This is a genomic window from Rhizobium sp. CECT 9324 (assembly GCF_918741265.1).
In the GTDB taxonomy this organism is placed as follows: domain Bacteria; phylum Pseudomonadota; class Alphaproteobacteria; order Rhizobiales; family Rhizobiaceae; genus Allorhizobium.
Genome location: NZ_CAKKMZ010000001.1, coordinates 3,801,094 through 3,817,186, shown reverse-complemented (window position 1 = coordinate 3,817,186; position 16,093 = coordinate 3,801,094). Strand labels below are relative to the sequence as shown.

16 protein-coding genes are annotated in these 16,093 nt (G+C 60.1%); 10 read left to right on the top strand and 6 right to left on the bottom strand.

Annotated elements, in window-relative coordinates:
* Positions 1-5 precede the first annotated feature (5 nt).
* Positions 6-719, bottom strand: coding sequence for a GntR family transcriptional regulator (locus LQ231_RS18550; RefSeq protein WP_230172824.1), 714 nt, complete (start codon positions 717-719; stop codon positions 6-8).
* A 258-nt stretch (positions 720-977) separates the two neighbouring features.
* Between LQ231_RS18550 and LQ231_RS18545 the strand changes: the two genes are divergently transcribed.
* The 6 genes from LQ231_RS18545 (at position 978) to LQ231_RS18520 (ending at position 6,870) form a co-directional block, all read left to right on the top strand.
* Positions 978-2,066, top strand: coding sequence for an ABC transporter ATP-binding protein (locus LQ231_RS18545; protein WP_230172823.1), 1,089 nt, complete (start codon positions 978-980; stop codon positions 2,064-2,066).
* Between the two features lie 31 nt (positions 2,067-2,097).
* The gene (locus LQ231_RS18540) at positions 2,098-3,387 is read left to right on the top strand and encodes a PotD/PotF family extracellular solute-binding protein (RefSeq protein WP_230172814.1); all 1,290 of its coding nucleotides are present in this window, start codon (positions 2,098-2,100) and stop codon (positions 3,385-3,387) included.
* A gap of 160 nt (positions 3,388-3,547) precedes the next feature.
* Complete coding sequence (locus LQ231_RS18535; protein ID WP_230172812.1) at positions 3,548-4,453, top strand: ABC transporter permease; 906 nt, start codon at positions 3,548-3,550, stop codon at positions 4,451-4,453.
* 2 nt (positions 4,454-4,455) lie between these two features.
* Positions 4,456-5,274, top strand: a complete 819-nt coding sequence (locus LQ231_RS18530; protein WP_230172810.1) for an ABC transporter permease — start codon at positions 4,456-4,458, stop codon at positions 5,272-5,274.
* 4 nt (positions 5,275-5,278) lie between these two features.
* On the top strand, positions 5,279-6,022 hold the full coding sequence (locus LQ231_RS18525; protein WP_230172808.1) for an aspartate/glutamate racemase family protein: 744 nt from the start codon (positions 5,279-5,281) through the stop codon (positions 6,020-6,022).
* Positions 6,023-6,024: 2 nt separating this feature from the next.
* On the top strand, positions 6,025-6,870 hold the full coding sequence (locus LQ231_RS18520; protein WP_230172806.1) for a GNAT family N-acetyltransferase: 846 nt from the start codon (positions 6,025-6,027) through the stop codon (positions 6,868-6,870).
* 2 nt (positions 6,871-6,872) lie between these two features.
* Here LQ231_RS18520 and LQ231_RS18515 read toward each other — a convergent pair whose 3' ends face one another.
* From LQ231_RS18515 to LQ231_RS18495, 5 genes are read right to left on the bottom strand one after another with little or no spacing between them, the layout of a single operon-like run.
* Complete coding sequence (locus LQ231_RS18515; RefSeq protein ID WP_113142384.1) at positions 6,873-7,367, bottom strand: GNAT family N-acetyltransferase; 495 nt, start codon at positions 7,365-7,367, stop codon at positions 6,873-6,875.
* A gap of 9 nt (positions 7,368-7,376) precedes the next feature.
* The gene (locus LQ231_RS18510; protein ID WP_230172804.1) at positions 7,377-8,300 is read right to left on the bottom strand and encodes an ROK family protein; all 924 of its coding nucleotides are present in this window, start codon (positions 8,298-8,300) and stop codon (positions 7,377-7,379) included.
* The gene (gene nagA, locus LQ231_RS18505) at positions 8,297-9,481 is read right to left on the bottom strand and encodes an N-acetylglucosamine-6-phosphate deacetylase (RefSeq protein WP_230172802.1); all 1,185 of its coding nucleotides are present in this window, start codon (positions 9,479-9,481) and stop codon (positions 8,297-8,299) included. The genes LQ231_RS18510 and nagA overlap by 4 nt, the downstream gene beginning before the upstream one ends.
* Complete coding sequence (locus LQ231_RS18500; RefSeq protein ID WP_230172794.1) at positions 9,478-10,500, bottom strand: SIS domain-containing protein; 1,023 nt, start codon at positions 10,498-10,500, stop codon at positions 9,478-9,480. The genes nagA and LQ231_RS18500 overlap by 4 nt, the downstream gene beginning before the upstream one ends.
* A 23-nt stretch (positions 10,501-10,523) precedes the next feature.
* Positions 10,524-11,276, bottom strand: coding sequence for a GntR family transcriptional regulator (locus LQ231_RS18495; RefSeq protein ID WP_159949771.1), 753 nt, complete (start codon positions 11,274-11,276; stop codon positions 10,524-10,526).
* 508 nt (positions 11,277-11,784) lie between these two features.
* Between LQ231_RS18495 and LQ231_RS18490 the strand changes: the two genes are divergently transcribed.
* The 4 genes from LQ231_RS18490 (at position 11,785) to LQ231_RS18475 (ending at position 16,005) form a co-directional block, all read left to right on the top strand.
* The gene (locus LQ231_RS18490) at positions 11,785-12,969 is read left to right on the top strand and encodes a Gfo/Idh/MocA family oxidoreductase (RefSeq protein WP_230172790.1); all 1,185 of its coding nucleotides are present in this window, start codon (positions 11,785-11,787) and stop codon (positions 12,967-12,969) included.
* A gap of 11 nt (positions 12,970-12,980) precedes the next feature.
* Positions 12,981-13,865 carry a sugar ABC transporter permease gene (locus LQ231_RS18485; protein WP_113142378.1) on the top strand — a complete coding sequence of 295 codons (885 nt, stop codon included), beginning with the start codon at positions 12,981-12,983 and terminating at the stop codon, positions 13,863-13,865.
* Complete coding sequence (locus tag LQ231_RS18480; RefSeq protein WP_113142377.1) at positions 13,862-14,722, top strand: carbohydrate ABC transporter permease; 861 nt, start codon at positions 13,862-13,864, stop codon at positions 14,720-14,722. The genes LQ231_RS18485 and LQ231_RS18480 overlap by 4 nt, the downstream gene beginning before the upstream one ends.
* A 62-nt stretch (positions 14,723-14,784) precedes the next feature.
* Complete coding sequence (locus LQ231_RS18475) at positions 14,785-16,005, top strand: extracellular solute-binding protein (protein ID WP_113142376.1); 1,221 nt, start codon at positions 14,785-14,787, stop codon at positions 16,003-16,005.
* The last annotated feature ends 88 nt before the right edge of the window (positions 16,006-16,093 follow it).

The window sequence follows — 16,093 nt, the reverse complement described above, 5'->3', positions numbered from 1 at the left end:
CTCTTTCAGAGCGCCAGGGCGTCCTTCAGCGTGCGGGTCTCGCTGGGCGCAAGGTCGAGATCGGCCTCGATGTGGTCGATATGATGCATCATCAGATGCGTGGCGCGGACAACGTCGCCTTTTTCCAGCGCGTCGAGAATGTCGCCATGTTCGTCATGGCCGCAGCTTGAAACGCCGGTGCGCCCATAAAGCGCGATCACCAGCGATGAGCGCGCGACGAGTTCGTCCATGAACTTTTCCAGCACGGCATTGCCGGCGACCTTGGCAAGCAGCAGGTGGAAGTCGCCGGACGCCTTGATCTCGGCGCGGCGGGCGCTGGCGCCGCGCTCGGTCCGGTGTCTTTCTTCTTCGCGCAACTGGTCTCGAAACTGAGCGATGTCGGCCGGCTTCAGCCGTTCGGCGGCGGCTGCAATGATGCCGGCTTCGATCAGGCGACGTGATGCGAAGACCTGGCGCGCTTCCTCGGTGCTTGGGTTTGAGACGAAGGCGCCGCGATTGCGCTCCGTGCGCACCAGACCTTCGAAGGCGAGCATCTGCAATGCGTCGCGCACGACCGTCCTGCTGACATCGAACAGGGTGCCGACCTCGGCTTCCGACAGCTTTGTGCCGGGGGCAAGACGCCGATCGACGATGGCATCGCGCAACGCATCGCGGATGGCGCGGGCGCGGTCTTCCTGATTCTGGTCCAGCAGTCTGTGCGAAGTCGCTTTGAGGTTCATGGGTATAATCCGATGTTCTCTCTATTTAGACGCAGCCGCGATAAATTGGAACCCGCATTGTCCGTGATTGCTTTTCAGATTGTATGCAATCTTGCCTCGATATCGAAGACAATCGATTATTTTTTGTGCATACAAGTTAGCCGCCTGTCCATGTCTTTTGCGCAATGCGCAATGGCGTTCGTGAATCCAAGCACTTAGCCGGATCGGCTGAAACTGGCACGGCATATGCATTCCCTTATCGCAGATGAGGGAGCTATCATGAGCAAAGCCGCTGAGATCGATATCGCCGCTGTCTCCAAGGTCTATGGCAACACCACCGCGGTGCATGCCATCAGCCTGAAGATTCCTGCAGGCACCTATTGCTGCCTGCTTGGCCCCTCCGGTTGCGGCAAGACGTCGACACTCCGGATGATTGCCGGCCATGAAAGCATCTCGTCCGGCGATGTTCGGCTCGGCAATGCGGTCGTGACCGACCTGCCGCCTGCCAAGCGTGGCACGGCGATGATGTTCCAGTCCTACGCTTTGTTTCCGCATCTCGATCTTGTCGACAATGTCGCCTTCAGTTTGAAGATGAAAGGTGTCGAAAAGGAAGAGCGCCGCCGCAAGGCGATGGACATGCTGAAGCTGATGCAGCTCGAGCCCTATGCGACGCGGCGGCCGGCCCAGCTTTCCGGTGGCCAGCAGCAACGCGTGGCGCTTGCCCGCGCCTTGATCACCAATCCCGAGGCGCTGCTGCTCGACGAACCGCTGTCGGCCCTCGATCCGTTTCTCAAGATCCGCATGCGGGCCGAACTGAAGAAGCTGCAGACCTCGCTCGGCATCACCTTCGTGCATGTCACCCATAGTCAGGAAGAGGCAATGGCGCTGGCCGACATCATCGTCATCATGAACGAAGGGCGCATCGAGCAGGCGGCCCATCCGCGGGTCGTGTTCGAGACGCCTGCCACCGCTTTTGTCGCGCGCTTCATGGGCGATCACAATGTGCTGTCTGGGCGGATCGTCGAGCGTACACAAACCGGTCTTTTCATCGAGGTCAGCGGCGGTGGTCGGTTCTTTGCCAAGGGGCAGGCGCCGGTCGAGGACGAAACCGCCGACATCGCCATCCGCACGGATCACGTCCGTCTGGGCGCTGCTCCAGCGAACGGGCTTGGTTTCGACGGGATCATTTCCAATCTCGAATATCTCGGCGCCAAGGTGAAGCTCACGATCACCACCGCCTTTACCGACGAGTTCACCGCAGTCCTCACCGACGCGGCCTTCTTTGCTGCCCCCGTCAAGGTTGGCGAGGTCGTCACCCTGTCATGGGATGACACGGATTCGATCGTTCTGGGACGTATCGGCAACTGAAACAATACCATCATAACAAGGAGAACAGCGCATGTCAGAGACAACCAAACCTACCAAGGGCATTAGCCGCCGCTCGCTTCTGAAAACGGCATCTGCTGCTGCCGGCCTTGCTGCCGGTTCTGGCGTGATCACCGGTTTCCCGACCATCTGGGCGCAGAACCCGATCACGCTGCGCCAGTTCGGCACCGGTGTGTCGAACCTCAATGCGATTGCCGACAAGTGCAAGGCCGACCTCGGCATCACGCTGGAAATGACGGCAACGGACAGCGATGCGGCTGCCCAGCGCGCCGTCACCCAGCCGAACTCCTACGACATCGCCGACATCGAATACTGGATCCTGAAAAAGGTCTTCCCGGCCGGCGTCATCCAGCCGATGGACGTCAAGAAGCTGAAATATTACGACAAGATCGTGCCGCTGTTCAAAAACGGCAAGCTGACGCCGGACAGTGTCATTGCGCAGGGCACCGCTCCGCACACCGTCGGTTATGTCGAAAAGGCCGGTGACAAGACCTTTGCCAAGGGCGAGACGGAATTGTTCACGATGGTGCCGACCATCTACAACGCCGACACGCTCGGCATCCGCCCCGACCTCGTCGGTCGCGAAATCACCACCTGGGCCGATATCATGGACCCGGCCTTTAAGGGCAAGACCTCGATCCTCAACATCCCGTCGATCGGCATCATGGATGCCGCAATGATCATGGAAGCCATGGGCAACATCACGTATGCCGACAAGGGCAACATGACCAAGGCGGAAATCGATGCGACGATCGAGTTCCTGATCAAGGCAAAGCAGGATGGCCAGTTCCGCGCTTTCTGGAAGTCGTTCGACGAGAGCGTCAACCTGATGGCATCGGGCGAAGTCGTCATCCAGTCGATGTGGTCGCCGGCCGTTGCCGCCGTGCGGGGCAAGGGCATCGCCTGCAAATACCAGCCGCTCAAGGAAGGCTACCGTTCGTGGGGCGGTGGTCTGGGTCTCGCCTCGCATCTGCAGGGTGCACAGCTCGATGCGGCCTATGAATACATCAACTGGTACACGTCCGGCTGGGTCGGCGCCTATCTCAACCGCCAGGGCTACTACTCGGCGGCCATGGAAACGGCCAAGGAACACATGTCGGCCGACGAATGGGGCTACTGGATCGAGGGCAAGGCTGCCCAGGGCGATATCGTCGCTCCGGACGGCAAGGTCATGGAAAAGGCCGGTGCCGTCCGCGATGGCGGCTCCTTCGAAGAGCGCATGGGCAAGGTGGCGTGCTGGAACTCCGTCATGGACGAAGACCGCTACATGGTTCGCCGCTGGAACGAATTCATCGCGGCTTGATGCATACCTGCCCCTCATCCCCCTGCCGGGACCTTCTCCCCGCAGGTGGGGCGAAGGGGCAAAATCGGCAACCGCATCGGACCTTCTCCCCGGTTACGGGGAGAAGGTGGCGGCAGCCGGATGAGGGGCGGACTTGGACTGATAACAGGAGACGGAAACCATGGCGACAGTGCGGTTCATAGGCGTCGGCGAGCCGAAGCCGAAGCGTGTCATCCGGCTGCCGTCGTGGTTGCCAGCCTATCTGCAGGCCCTGCCACTGACCTTGATCCTCGGCGGGTTTCTGCTGCTGCCGATCCTGATGATCAGCGTGGTCAGCTTCTGGGATTACGACTTTGCCCAGATGTATCCGGATTTTGTCACTTTCAACTACACCGAGACGCTGGGGTCCTGGGTCACCTGGAAGACCTATCTCAACACGTTGAAATTTGCCTTCATCGTCTGGGCGATCACCTTGTTCATCGGGTTCTGGGTCGCCTATTTTCTCGCCTTCCACATTCGCACGTCATCGATGCAGATGGTGCTGTTTCTGGTCTGTACGGTGCCGTTCCTGACCTCGAACATCATCCGGATGATCTCCTGGATCCCGGTGCTGGGGCGCAACGGGCTGATCAACAATACGCTCGTCGGCGCCGGCATCATTCCGCAGCCGATCGAATGGCTGCTCTATTCCGATTTTGCCGTCGTTCTTGCCATGGTGCATCTCTACACGCTGTTCATGGTCACGCCGATCTTCAATACGATGATGCGCATTGATCGCTCACTGATGGAGGCCGCGCGCGACGCTGGCGCTTCCGGGTGGCAGACGCTGACCAATGTCATCATTCCGCTGGCCAAGCCCGGCATGGCGATCGGCACGATCTTCGTCGTGACCCTGGTGATGGCCGATTTCTCCACCGTGCAGGTGATGTCCGGCGGCCAGAGCGCGTCGGTGGCCCTGATGATGAAGAACCAGATGTCGCTGCTGCAATATCCGGCTGCCGCCGCCAACGCGGTCGTGCTCTTGATCCTCGTCCTGATGATGGTCGCGGCGATCCTGCGCGTCGTCGATATCCGCAAGGAACTCTGAGCATGAACAGCGAAACCCGCTCCCGCGAATTCTATATCCTGGCGATCTTCTTCGCCCTGTTCGTCCTGTTTCTCTACGGTCCTCTGTCGGCGATCCTGATCCTTTCGTTCCAGGGTCCGAACGGAGGCCTGACCTTCCCGCTGAACGGGGTGTCGGTGCACTGGTTCGTCAACCTGTTCCAGACCCAGGCCGTCGGCGATTTCGGTGGGTCTTTCCGCCGCTCGCTGATGCTCGGGCTCATGGTCATGGTGGTCACGGTTGTGGTGTCCCTGCTTGCCGGACTTGCGTTTCGGCGCAAGTTCATCGGCGGTACGGCATTGTTCTATCTCTCGGTCGCCAGCCTCGTGGTGCCGTCGATCGTCATTTCTCTCGGTATCGGCGTGTTGTTCCAGCAGATCGGCCTGCAGCCCGCCTGGTATTCGTCCGGCTTCGGCGCGCATCTGACCTGGACGCTGCCGTTCGGTGTCTTGATCATGTTTGCGATCTTCAACCGATTTTCGCCGGCCTATGAAGAGGCGGCACGCGATCTCGGCGCCACGCCCTGGCAGACCTTTGCCCATGTTGTCCTGCCGATCATCGCGCCGAGCCTGATCGGTGTCGGCCTGTTCGGCTTCACGCTGTCTTACGACGAATTCGCGCGTACCTTGATGACGGCCGGCACATACAACACGCTGCCGCTCGAAATCTACGGCATGACGACCAATGTGACGACGCCGGTGCTCTATGCGCTCGGCACCGTGACGACGGTCTTTTCCTTCCTCGTGATCGCGGGAACACTGGGCCTGATTGTCGGCATGAGCCGCCGCAGGAACCAGGGCTGAGCGCATGAAGATCGCAGTCATCAATCCGAATACGACCGCCAGCATGACGGCGACGATCGCAGACGCGGCAAGGCGCGTGGCCAATGCCGGGACGGAGATCGAGGCGATCACCTCGTCGATGGGCCCAGTGTCGATCGAAGGCTACTATGACGAGGTCTTTGCTATTCCAGGGCTTCTGGTCGAAATCGCCAAGGCGGAACGGGGAGGGGCGCAGGCAATCGTGATCGCCTGCTTCGACGATACGGGGCTTGATGCGGCCCGCGCGCTGGCGTCAATCCCGGTTATCGGCATCTGCGAGGCGGCGGTGGCGGCGACATCCTTCATTGCGCAGCGTTTTTCCATCGTCACCACGATGGAGCGCTCTCGGCTGCCAGTCGAGCATCTGGTGCATCGCTATGGCATGAGCGGACGCTGCAAGGTGCGGGCCGCCGACGTGCCGGTGCTGTCGCTGGAAGATCCGAATTCCAACGCGCGCGACCGGTTGCGCCGCGAGATCGTGGCGGCGCTTCGGGACGATCGCGCAGAGGCGATCGTGCTCGGCTGTGCGGGCATGGCCGACCTCACGCTCGAACTGCGCCACGAATTCGGCGTGCCGGTGGTCGATGGGGTGGCTGCAGCCGTCAAGCAGGCGGAGTCCCTCGTCGCGCTCGGGCTCTCCACTGCCAAGCGCGGCGCCTATGCCACGCCGATCCATAAACCGTATCTGGGCGCGCTCGAGAGTTTCTCGCCCGCCGCCATGGGTGTGTGACCGTGGTTTCCTCGTCTGCTGAAATCCGTGTGCTGACCACTGTCGAGGTCCAACAGCTTGTCAGTTGGGCGGCTGAGGAGGGATGGAATCCGGGAACTGCCGATGCGGTAGCGTTTCAAGCTGCAGATCCGCAGGGCTTTATCGGCTGCTTCGTCGACGGGTGCCTGGCCGCCGGCATTGCGGCGATCAGCTACGATGGGTTCGGCTTCATCGGTCTTTATATCTGCCACCCGGATTTTCGCGGGCAAGGGCTTGGACGCCAAGTCTGGGATGCCGGCATGGCGCATCTCGGTGCTGTGGTTCTCGGTCTTGATGGTGTGGTTGAGCAGCAGGAAAATTATGGCTGCATGGGCTTTGTTCCGCACTACCGGACGTTCCGCTGGTCGGTAAAAGAGGCGAAACCGATCGATGCGCCGCGACAGACTATCGCATCCGGTGGGCCGGGGAGGCTTTCGGAGATTGCCGCCTTCCACCGCGGCTTCTTTCCCGCCCCACGCACCGCTTTTCTGCGTCAATGGCTGGACGTTCCGCGTCATGCCCTGGTGAGCGAGACGGAGACTGGCATAGACGGATACGCGATCATGCGCCCTTGCGTGCAAGGCTACAAGATCGGGCCGATTTTCGCGGTCAGCGAAACCGTTGCCCTCGGCCTGCTGGATGCCTGTCTCGACAAGCTTCAGGGTCGGTCGGTGCATATCGACGTGCCGGAATATCAGCAGGCCTTCAGTGCCCGCCTCGCCGCCTGCGGCTTCGAGCAGGGCTTTATGACGGCCCGCATGTATCGCGGTGCGCCACCTGCCATCGAAGAGGAAGGTGTCTTCGCCATCACGACGTTGGAGCTTGGCTGAAGCTAGCTCGACACCCCGTTCGGGGCGGCCGTCGGGATCATGTCGCGATAAATACCCGGTTTGGAGCCCTCGATCGGGATCGCGCCGACACTCTTCTGGTAGAAGTCGACCGGGCCGGCGCCGCCGATCACTGCGTAGGCATATCCCTGGGCATGCATATCGAGCAGGGTGGTAATCAACAATGCATGGCCGATGCCCTTGCCGCGCGCGGCTTCGTCGACACCGGTCGGGCCGAAGAAGCCCTTCATCGTGGCGTCATGGCAGGCAAAGCCGAGCAATGTCGGTCCCTGATGGGCGATGAAGCAGGTCGCGGGCTGGCGCATGAGCGCCGCGGTCGCTTCGGCTGCCCAGCCGGCACCGAATCGTGGTTCGATCCAGTCGCAGATCGACCTGAGTTCGGGAACGAGAGCCCTGCGCAAGGTGATGTCCTGTGCTGCGATGCGCTGCTCAAGGGTGGCGTCGGGTTTCAAATCGTAGAGCTTGACCAGCATATCCATGGTATGTCCTCAAACTGGCGACAGTTCACGGGCCGCTGTCAGACCGAGCACGGCAGCGCCGATCAAGCCGGGTTCGACACGGCATTCCGCCGGGATGACGATGGGTTTGTCGAAACGGCGCAGGATGCGACGACGGACCGCCACGTCGATCGCGGCAATCAGTGCCGGAACATTGGAAAGACCGCCGCCAACGGGCAGGATCGTGGTTCCGGTCAGGTTGATGACCAGCGACAGCGGGTCGGCGATCACATCGACATAGACATCGATGGTGCGTGCCGCGATCGGGTCGCCCTTCTGCCAGTCGGAGAGAATGTCTTCGCTGGTCAGGGTCTCGCCATGCAAGTGATGATGAAGCTTTTCCAGACCGCGCGCGCTGCAGATCGCGTCGATGCAGCCGGTCTGGCCGCAACCACATTGAAAGCGCGGGATGCGGGCCCGAGGTTCACCGGCTTCTGTTGCCGAGATCGGACCATGGCCCCATTCTCCGGCAAAACCGCCCTGGCTGTTGATCAGTTTGCCGTCGATGACCAGGCCTCCGCCGACACCTGTACCGAGAATGATGCCGAATACGACCCGGTGGCCTTTCGCGGCACCGATTCCCGCTTCGGCGAGCACGAAGCAGTCGGCATCATTGGCGATAATCACGGGAAGGCCGAGGCGTTTTTCAAGATCGGCCTGGAGCGGCCGGCCGTGAATGCAGGGTATGTTGGCGACGACGGCGTTCGCAGTGTCCGGGTCGATGACGCCGGCAATCGAGATCGCCACGCAATCGGGATGTCCGCCCGCTTCGGCAATCACGGATTTCAGCGTGGCGACGAAGGCGTCAAAATCGTGGATCGGGGTCGGATGTCGCGGGAAGGGGCGGATATCGTCCGTGCTGTAAGCCACCGCACCCTTGATGGCGGTGCCGCCAATGTCGAAGCAGACAATCATGCGCTGGCCTTCCGTCGATCATCTTCCGCCTCATAGGCGCAGGCACCGGCGATCCAGGTGGACTGTAGGTCGAGATCATCGCTCAGGATCAGGAAATCGGCATCCTGGCCGGATGCAAGGTTGCCTTTTGTTGTCACGCCGATCGCTTTTGCCGGATAGACGCTCGCCATCCGCAGTGCTTCTTCCAATGGTTGGCCGAGGCGCTCATGAACGAAGCGCACGCAGGACAGCATGTCGATATCAGCGCCTGCCAATGTGCCGTCCGCCAGTGTGAGACGGCCATCGCGACGATAGACTGCGCGGCCATTCAGGTCGAAACCCGTGCTGTTGGTGCCGATGGTCGACATGGCATCGGTGACGAGGAAGATATGTGCCGGTCCTTGCTTTGCAGCAAGTGCCACGCGCATGGTGACCGGATCGACATGGAAACCGTCTGCGATCAAACCGCAATGGAGTTGCGCCGAGGAGAGCCCGGCACCGACCAGGCCCGGCTCGCGATTGCCAAGCTGGCTCATGGCGTTGAACAGATGGGTGACCAAAGTTGCACCCGCCTCGACATAGGCGTCGATCGCGGCACATTCTGAATCGGTATGGCCCAAGCTGACACGATAACCCGATGCAACCAGTCTGCGGACTTGGTCGGGGGCAACGCTTTCCGGTGCGACGGTGATCATCGGCAGGCCGAAATGTCCGGCATGATTTTCGAGATAGGCGAGGTCATCCTCGGTCATTGGACGGATCAGTGACGGATCGTGGGTTCCCTTGCGCGCGACCGAGAGATGCGGGCCCTCGAGATGAAGGCCGAGAAAACCCGGAACGGCGTTGGCCGCCGCCTTGCAGCCGGCGTCGACCGCGATGTTACGGATAACAGCCACATCGGTGATCAACGTAACCATGAGGGCTGTCGTGCCGAAGCGGGCATGAGCCGCGCAAATCGTCTCGATGCCGGCAACATCCGGCTGGTTGTTGAACAGCACGCCGCCACCGCCATTGACCTGCAGGTCGATGAAGCCCGGTGCAATCAGGCCGTTGCCGATCGGAAGCGTCTTCATGCCAGCCGGCAGTTTCGATTGGGGCATGATGGCGCCGACTTTAGCGCCATCGACAATCAGGGCGGCGTCCTGATGAAAACTCTGTCCATCGAAGACGCGGCTGGCGGTAATGGCGAAGACGGAAGTCATTGGGTCTGGGTGACCTTTTTCAGTGCGACGGGTTTGTCTGGATTGAAGCCCCGTGCACGGGAAAGCGATTCGACCATGCCATAATAGGGAACGATCAGCATCAGCGCATCGGTCAATGGATGGCCCGTTGCGATAAACGGCAGGCGGTTAGCGCCGTCGGAGTTTTCGGAAGTGATGAAGCAGGCGGCATTGTTGGACGCCAGTTTCGATATGGTCTGGGCGATCGAGGCTTCGGCCTTGTCACGGGCGGCAAAACCGACGACCGGGAAATTCCGGCCGACGATCGAAACAGGCCCGTGCAGAACTTCCGCCGATGAATAGGCTTCGGCATGCAGTTCGCAGGTTTCCTTGCATTTCAACGCTGCTTCGGCGGCAATTGCCAGCGCGGGACCACGGCCGAGCATATAAAGGGAATCCGCATTGGTCAGCGGTTCGATCAGCGCGCTCCAGTCGAGCTTCAGCGCCTGCGAAAAATGCTCCGGCAGGCGGGCGACGGCACTTGCCAGTTCCTTGTCGTCGCTCCAGCCGGCGACGATCGCGAGACCTGCGACAATCGAATTGACGAAAGACTTGGTGGCGGCAACCGCGATTTCCGGGCCGGCCTTGATGTCGACGGCGATGGTTGCAGCGTCGCCAAGCGGCGAGGGCAGCGTGTTGACCAGGCTGATCGTCGTTGCCCCACCGAGCCGGGCTCCGCGCATCATTGCAACGATATCCGGGCTTGCGCCGGATTGCGATACGGCGAAGGCCGCAGCGTTTTCCAGCTTCATCGGCGCTTCATAGATGGATGCCAGCGACGGGCCAAGGGAAGCAACCGGCAGGCCGAGCTGCAGTTCAATGGCGTATTTGAGGAAATAGGCCGCATGATCGGACGATCCGCGGGCGATCGTCACGACGACGCTGGGGTCCTTTCGGCGCAGCGCATCGGCGCATTCGCCGATGGCGTCGGACGATTCCTTGAGAAGGCGCGCTGCGGCTGCCGGGATCTCGTCGATTTCTTCTCGCATTTTCGTCAGCATTGCAGGTCTTTCAAGGTTCGGCGTCACGGAGATCCGATGGTCAGTTCTGCGACCAGATCATAGGCGTCGCTGCGGTAGAGGGCGCGCGACATTTCCATCACGCGGCCGGTTTCAAGATAGGCGATACGTTGCACCGACAGCGCGGCAGAGCCCTGCGGCACGCCAAGCAGTTTGGTCTCATCATCCCTCAGGATAACGGCGGATATGCGCTGGTTGGCGCGTACCGGCGTGATGCCGCTCTGACGCAAATGGAGATAGAGGGAATCGTCCATGGCATCCGGATCGGGCAGGATATCGTCGGGAAGGCTGGTGCGTTCCAGTGCGATGGGCATGTCATTGGCGGTGCGAATGCGCTCGATCCGGGCGACCCTCGCGCCGCCAACGAGACCCAGCATCATGGTTTCCTCTGCGGTCGGAAAATACAGCCCACGGTCGATCCAGTGCGATCCCGCCGTCATGCCGCGCCGGCGCATATCCTCGGTGAAGGAGGTGAGCTGGCTCAGTGGCTGCTGCATGCGCGGCACAGGCTTGACGACAAACGTGCCGGAGCCACGGCGGCGAACGAGCAGTCCGTCGTTGACCAGGTCGTCGATGGCTTTGCGCACGGTGACGCGACTGATCGCGGCGGCATCGGCAATGTCACGTTCGGCAGGCAAGGCATCGCCGTGTTTCAGTCGGCCGGACGACACCGCATCCTCAATCATCTTGCGAAGCTTGACGTAAAGAGGACCACCACGAACGGCCTGCAGCTGATCCAGAGGAAGGGTTGCGCTCATGGCTTGCCTTTGCCGAGATGATGAGAGGTGGGCCAACGGTGACAGGAAGGGCAATCCAGACTTTTCGCTATCCGCATTCCTTGAGCCTCCCAATGTCAGTTGCTTAAAAAGATACCAACCAAGCACCTATTTCGCAAATGGTTTCATCAGTTGAGTACCAAAAACCTGTTGCTGCTAGAAATATCGCCGTAAAATCATCTATTTATCGATAGTTCAAGCGTTTCTTGCGAATCTGGCTGGACGATTGGCATTTATTTGGTATCGTTTGTTAACTTTTGAAAAGTCGGGCCAAGTCGGCTCGGGGTTCGAAGGTCTGTGTGTCCGATCGCGTTGTTGTGCCTCGGCGACGATGTATCCTCGATCGATTGGGTGAGGCTGGAAGATAGCGGAAGCATCTGTTGCGTGAAAAGAATTTTCATAAGTTGATGAAAATTTCCACCGGATGTTGACGATGACCGGTTTCTGACGCAGTCTAAGAAAAATAATTGCGAAAGCAGGGGAATTACACATGAAGGTTGCCGTTATCGGGCTCGGATTCCGCCTCGGCTACTTGGGCCGAGTGTTCAAGGAACTCGATCCGGATTTCCAGATCGTCGGTTATGTGGATCCGGCGCCAGCTGGAATGCCGACTCTGACCGAAAACGGCATCTCACCGGGCAAGGCCTACGACACGCCCGAAGCGTTGATCGCCGGTGAGCGTTTCGACCTTCTGATGATCGGTTCGCCCAACCATCTCCATCTGGATCATATCCGTCTTGGTCTTGAGGCGGGGCTTACGGTCTTTACCGAAAAGCCGATCGTCACGACTATCGAGGAAAGCTATGCGCTGGCCTCATTGCTGCACACCCATGGCCATGACCGCCTGCTGGTCGGCCTTGTGCTGCGCTATTCGCCGCTCTACCGCGACCTGCGCAAGGCGCAGGCCGAAGGCAAGCTTGGCGATATCGTTTCGATCGAGGCGTCCGAGCATATCCAGCCCTATCACGGTGCATTCTTCATGCGCGACTGGCGTCGCTACGGCCAGTATGCCGGCGGTTTCATGCTGGAAAAATGCTGCCACGACCTCGACCTCTATAATGGCGTGGTCGGCGCGCGCCCGCGTTTCGTCGCCAGCTTCGGTGGCCGCAAGAGCTTCGTGCCGTCGAATGCGCCGGAAAATCACGGCGTCAACGATATGGAAGTCTATCATCGCAAGCCGAGCGGCTGGATGGGCTCTGACAAGGTCTTCGACAGCGATGGCGACATCATCGATTTCCAGACCGCCATCGTTGAATACGAGAATGGTGCGTCGATGACCTTCCACACCAATCTCAATGTGCCGGACGAGTTTCGTCGCTTTTGCGTCATGGGCTCGAAGGGTATGGCGGAAGGCGATTTCGTCCGTGGTTTCATGGATGTGCATGATGCGCGCACCAATGAGAAGCTGATTGCAAACACCTATTCCGCGCCTTCGGCGACGTCGCATCACTATGGTGCCGACGAGCAGATGGCGGAAGATGTTCTCGCCTTCGTGCGCACGGGTGCCAAGCAGCCGGTTTCGGCGATCGACGCGCTTGAAGCGGGCATGTTGGCTCTTGCGATGGACGAAGCCCGTCTCGGCCGCAAGGTCATCGACATGAAGCCGGTATTCGAGCGTTTCGATGCCTGCCTTCACGGCACGAGCCAGGGCGTTGCCCAGGCGAAGTCAGCTTAAGGGGCGGTGTGATGCAAGCCAGACGAAGCGCTGTCATCTTTGCCTGGCTGCTGATTGCGCCGGCCCTTCTCTATATCGCTGTCATCGTCGCCTATCCGCTGGTCGAGACGTTCATTCTCTCCTTCACGGATGCGTCGCTGAAAAAGACGACCAACTGGGTCGGCTGGGTGAATTACGAGAAGATCTTCAACGATACCTTCGCGACTGTCATCGTCCGGACCTTCATCTGGACCTTCTTCTCGGTGTCGATCAAAATGATCATCGGGACGTTCGGGGCAGCGATGCTGAACTCGGCCGTGCCGGGCCGGACGCTGTTTCGGATCTTGACGATGCCGCCATGGATTGTGCCGATGGCCATCGGCATCTTCATGTGGGGCTGGATGTATAACGGCCAGTTCGGCATGATTTCCGGCGTATTGCAGCGCGTGGGCGTCGTCGATGGCCCCGTCGCATTCCTGGCCTACGGTTCGACCGCCTTCTGGGCGACCATTTTCACCGATGTGTGGATCGGTGTGCCGATGGTCACGCTCTACATGCTGGCCGCCATGCAGGCGATCCCGCAGGATCTTTACGAAGCAGCCTGGACCGATGGCGCCGGTCGTGCCTATCGCTTCCGTCGTATCACCCTGCCAATGATACTACCCGCCATGATCACCATGTCGATGATTTCGCTGATCTCGACCTTCAACTCCTTCGACATCATCTGGATCCTGACGCGCGGCGGACCGAGTGGCGAGACGACGACGATGATCATCGACACCTATCACACCGCGATCGGGTCGAAGAAATACGGCGAAGGGGCTGCGCGCGCCGTGCTGATCTGCATCTTCCTGTCGATCTTCTGCTTTGCCTATTTCCGTGTGACGAACCGGCTTTCCCAGGAGCACGCCCGATGAGCTACGACAAGACTGCCCTGATCAATCGCTACAAGTGGTATGAACTGGTCGGCATCTATGCGGGCATCGCCGTCTTCCTCACCTTCGTGCTCGCGCCCTTCGTCGAAGGTTTTCTGGTCTCGCTGAAGCCGCTCAGCCAGCTCTTTTCCTCGCCGTATCGGTTCTTTCCGGAGAATGGCTCCTTCGAGGCGTACCGGACGATGTGGGTGAGCGTTCCCGGCTTTGCCCGCTACATCTTCAATTCGTTCTTCATCTCGACCGTCGCTACCATCATCGTGCTGATCCTCGTGGTGCCGGCGGCCTATGCCTTTGCCCGTTTTGAGTTCAGGGGCAGCGGCCAGCTGCTCGGCGCCTTCCTTGCTGTCAACATGTTCTCCGGCGCCGTGCTGCTGATCCCGCTGTTCCGGCTGATGCGGTCGATGGGCGTGCTCAACACCTATTTCGCGATGATCGTGCCGGGTGTCGCCTTCCTGATCCCGACGGCCATCTGGCTGCTACGCACCTACATGATGCGCATTCCGCGCGAGCTTGAAGAGGCGGCCTATGTCGATGGTGCCGGCTACTTCTACACCTTCCGGCGGGTGGTCCTGCCGCTCGCCACGCCTGGCATCGCCGTGGTCGCGATCACGACCTTCATCGGCGCCTATGCCCAGCAGTTCATCTTCGCGCTCACCTTCAACTCCAAGACGGAATACATGCCGCTGCCGATTGGTCTGTTTGCCTATTTCGGTCGGCAGGAAGTAATCTGGAACGAGCTGATGGCCGCAAGCTTCGTCGGCATCGCGCCAGCGATGATCGTGATCTTCTTCCTGCAGCGTTTCCTCGTCAGCGGCCTGACCGCCGGGGCGATCAAATAAGGGCTGCCAATAAAATTCGGGCCAACCGGACGCTTTAACCTGTCAACAAAGGGGAACTACCGATGACGAAAAAACTGACCATGCTCGCAGGCTCGTTTGTCCTGCTGGCCAGCTCGGCGCTCACCACGCTGGCTGCCGACCAGGAAATCTCCTGGATCTATTGCGGCGACAAGATCGACCCGATCCATGAGAAATACATCAAGGAATGGGAAGGCAAGAATACCGGCTGGAAGGTCACGCCGGAAGTTGTCGGCTGGGAACAGTGCCAGGACAAGGCAACGACGCTCGCCGTCGCCGGCACGCCGGTCGGCATGGCCTATGTCGGCTCGCGCACGCTGAAGGAATTCGCCCAGAACGACCTGATCGTTCCGGTTCCGATGACCGACGAGGAAAAGGCTTCCTACTACCCGAACATCGTTGATACCGTGACCTTCGAGGACACACAGTGGGGCGTGCCGGTCGCATTCTCGACCAAGGCCCTCTACTGGAACAAGGACCTGTTCAAGGCTGCCGGCCTCGACCCGGAAGTCGCGCCGAAGACCTGGGCTGAAGAAATCGCCTTCGCCAAGCAGATCAAGGAAAAGACCGGCACCGCCGGTTACGGCCTGCCGGCCAAGACCTTCGACAACACCATGCACCAGTTCATGCACTGGGTTTATACCAACAACGGCAAAGTCATCGACGGTGACAAGATCGTCATCGACAGCCCGGAAGTCCTCGCAGCACTGCAGGCCTACAAGGACATCACGCCTTACTCCGTCGAAGGTGCGACTGCCTACGAGCAGAACGAAATCCGCGCCATCTTCCTCGACGGCAAGGTCGGCATGATCCAGGCCGGTTCAGGCGCTGCTGCCCGCCTCAAGGAAACCAAGATCAACTGGGGCGTTGCTCCGCTGCCGCTCGGCCCCGCCGCCAAGGGTGAAGGCACGCTGCTGATCACCGACAGCCTGGCTGTCTTCAAGGGCTCTGGCGTGGAAGAAAAGGCGATCGAATTCGCCAAGTTCATCACCTCGCCGGGTCCGCAGGGCGAATATGAACTGCAGGGCGGCGCTGGCCTTACCCCGCTGCGCCCTTCGCCGAAGGTTGACGAGTTCGTCAAGGCAGACCCGTCGTGGAAGCCGTTCATCGACGGTATCGCCTTTGGTGGTCCTGAGCCCCTCTTCACCGACTACAAGGGCTTCCAGAACGTTGTGATCGAACTGGTCCAGTCCGTCGTCACCGGCAAGGCAGAACCTGCCGATGCACTGAAGAAGGCTGCCGGCGAGCTCGAGCAGTACAAATAATCTCGTATATTCGAGGCTCCGCGGGCCGGCTTTGGCCCGCGGATTTCGATTGATGGTGAATTGGCCGGTCCAGCAGATTGACCGGCGC

Excerpts from the sequence above, each read along its gene's own strand:
- LQ231_RS18475 (WP_113142376.1), top strand. The coding sequence starts at position 14,785 with ATGACGAAAAAACTGACCATGCTCGCAGGCTCGTTTGTCCTGCTGGCC.
- LQ231_RS18490 (WP_230172790.1), top strand. The coding sequence starts at position 11,785 with ATGAAGGTTGCCGTTATCGGGCTCGGATTCCGCCTCGGCTACTTGGGC.
- LQ231_RS18525 (WP_230172808.1), top strand. The coding sequence starts at position 5,279 with ATGAAGATCGCAGTCATCAATCCGAATACGACCGCCAGCATGACGGCG.
- LQ231_RS18485 (WP_113142378.1), top strand. The coding sequence starts at position 12,981 with ATGCAAGCCAGACGAAGCGCTGTCATCTTTGCCTGGCTGCTGATTGCG.
- LQ231_RS18480 (WP_113142377.1), top strand. The coding sequence starts at position 13,862 with ATGAGCTACGACAAGACTGCCCTGATCAATCGCTACAAGTGGTATGAA.
- LQ231_RS18535 (WP_230172812.1), top strand. The coding sequence starts at position 3,548 with ATGGCGACAGTGCGGTTCATAGGCGTCGGCGAGCCGAAGCCGAAGCGT.
- LQ231_RS18545 (WP_230172823.1), top strand. The coding sequence starts at position 978 with ATGAGCAAAGCCGCTGAGATCGATATCGCCGCTGTCTCCAAGGTCTAT.
- LQ231_RS18530 (WP_230172810.1), top strand. The coding sequence starts at position 4,456 with ATGAACAGCGAAACCCGCTCCCGCGAATTCTATATCCTGGCGATCTTC.
- LQ231_RS18550 (WP_230172824.1), bottom strand. The coding sequence starts at position 719 with ATGAACCTCAAAGCGACTTCGCACAGACTGCTGGACCAGAATCAGGAA.
- LQ231_RS18540 (WP_230172814.1), top strand. The coding sequence starts at position 2,098 with ATGTCAGAGACAACCAAACCTACCAAGGGCATTAGCCGCCGCTCGCTT.
- LQ231_RS18495 (WP_159949771.1), bottom strand. The coding sequence starts at position 11,276 with ATGAGCGCAACCCTTCCTCTGGATCAGCTGCAGGCCGTTCGTGGTGGT.
- nagA (WP_230172802.1), bottom strand. The coding sequence starts at position 9,481 with ATGACTTCCGTCTTCGCCATTACCGCCAGCCGCGTCTTCGATGGACAG.
- LQ231_RS18515 (WP_113142384.1), bottom strand. The coding sequence starts at position 7,367 with ATGGATATGCTGGTCAAGCTCTACGATTTGAAACCCGACGCCACCCTT.
- LQ231_RS18500 (WP_230172794.1), bottom strand. The coding sequence starts at position 10,500 with ATGCTGACGAAAATGCGAGAAGAAATCGACGAGATCCCGGCAGCCGCA.
- LQ231_RS18510 (WP_230172804.1), bottom strand. The coding sequence starts at position 8,300 with ATGATTGTCTGCTTCGACATTGGCGGCACCGCCATCAAGGGTGCGGTG.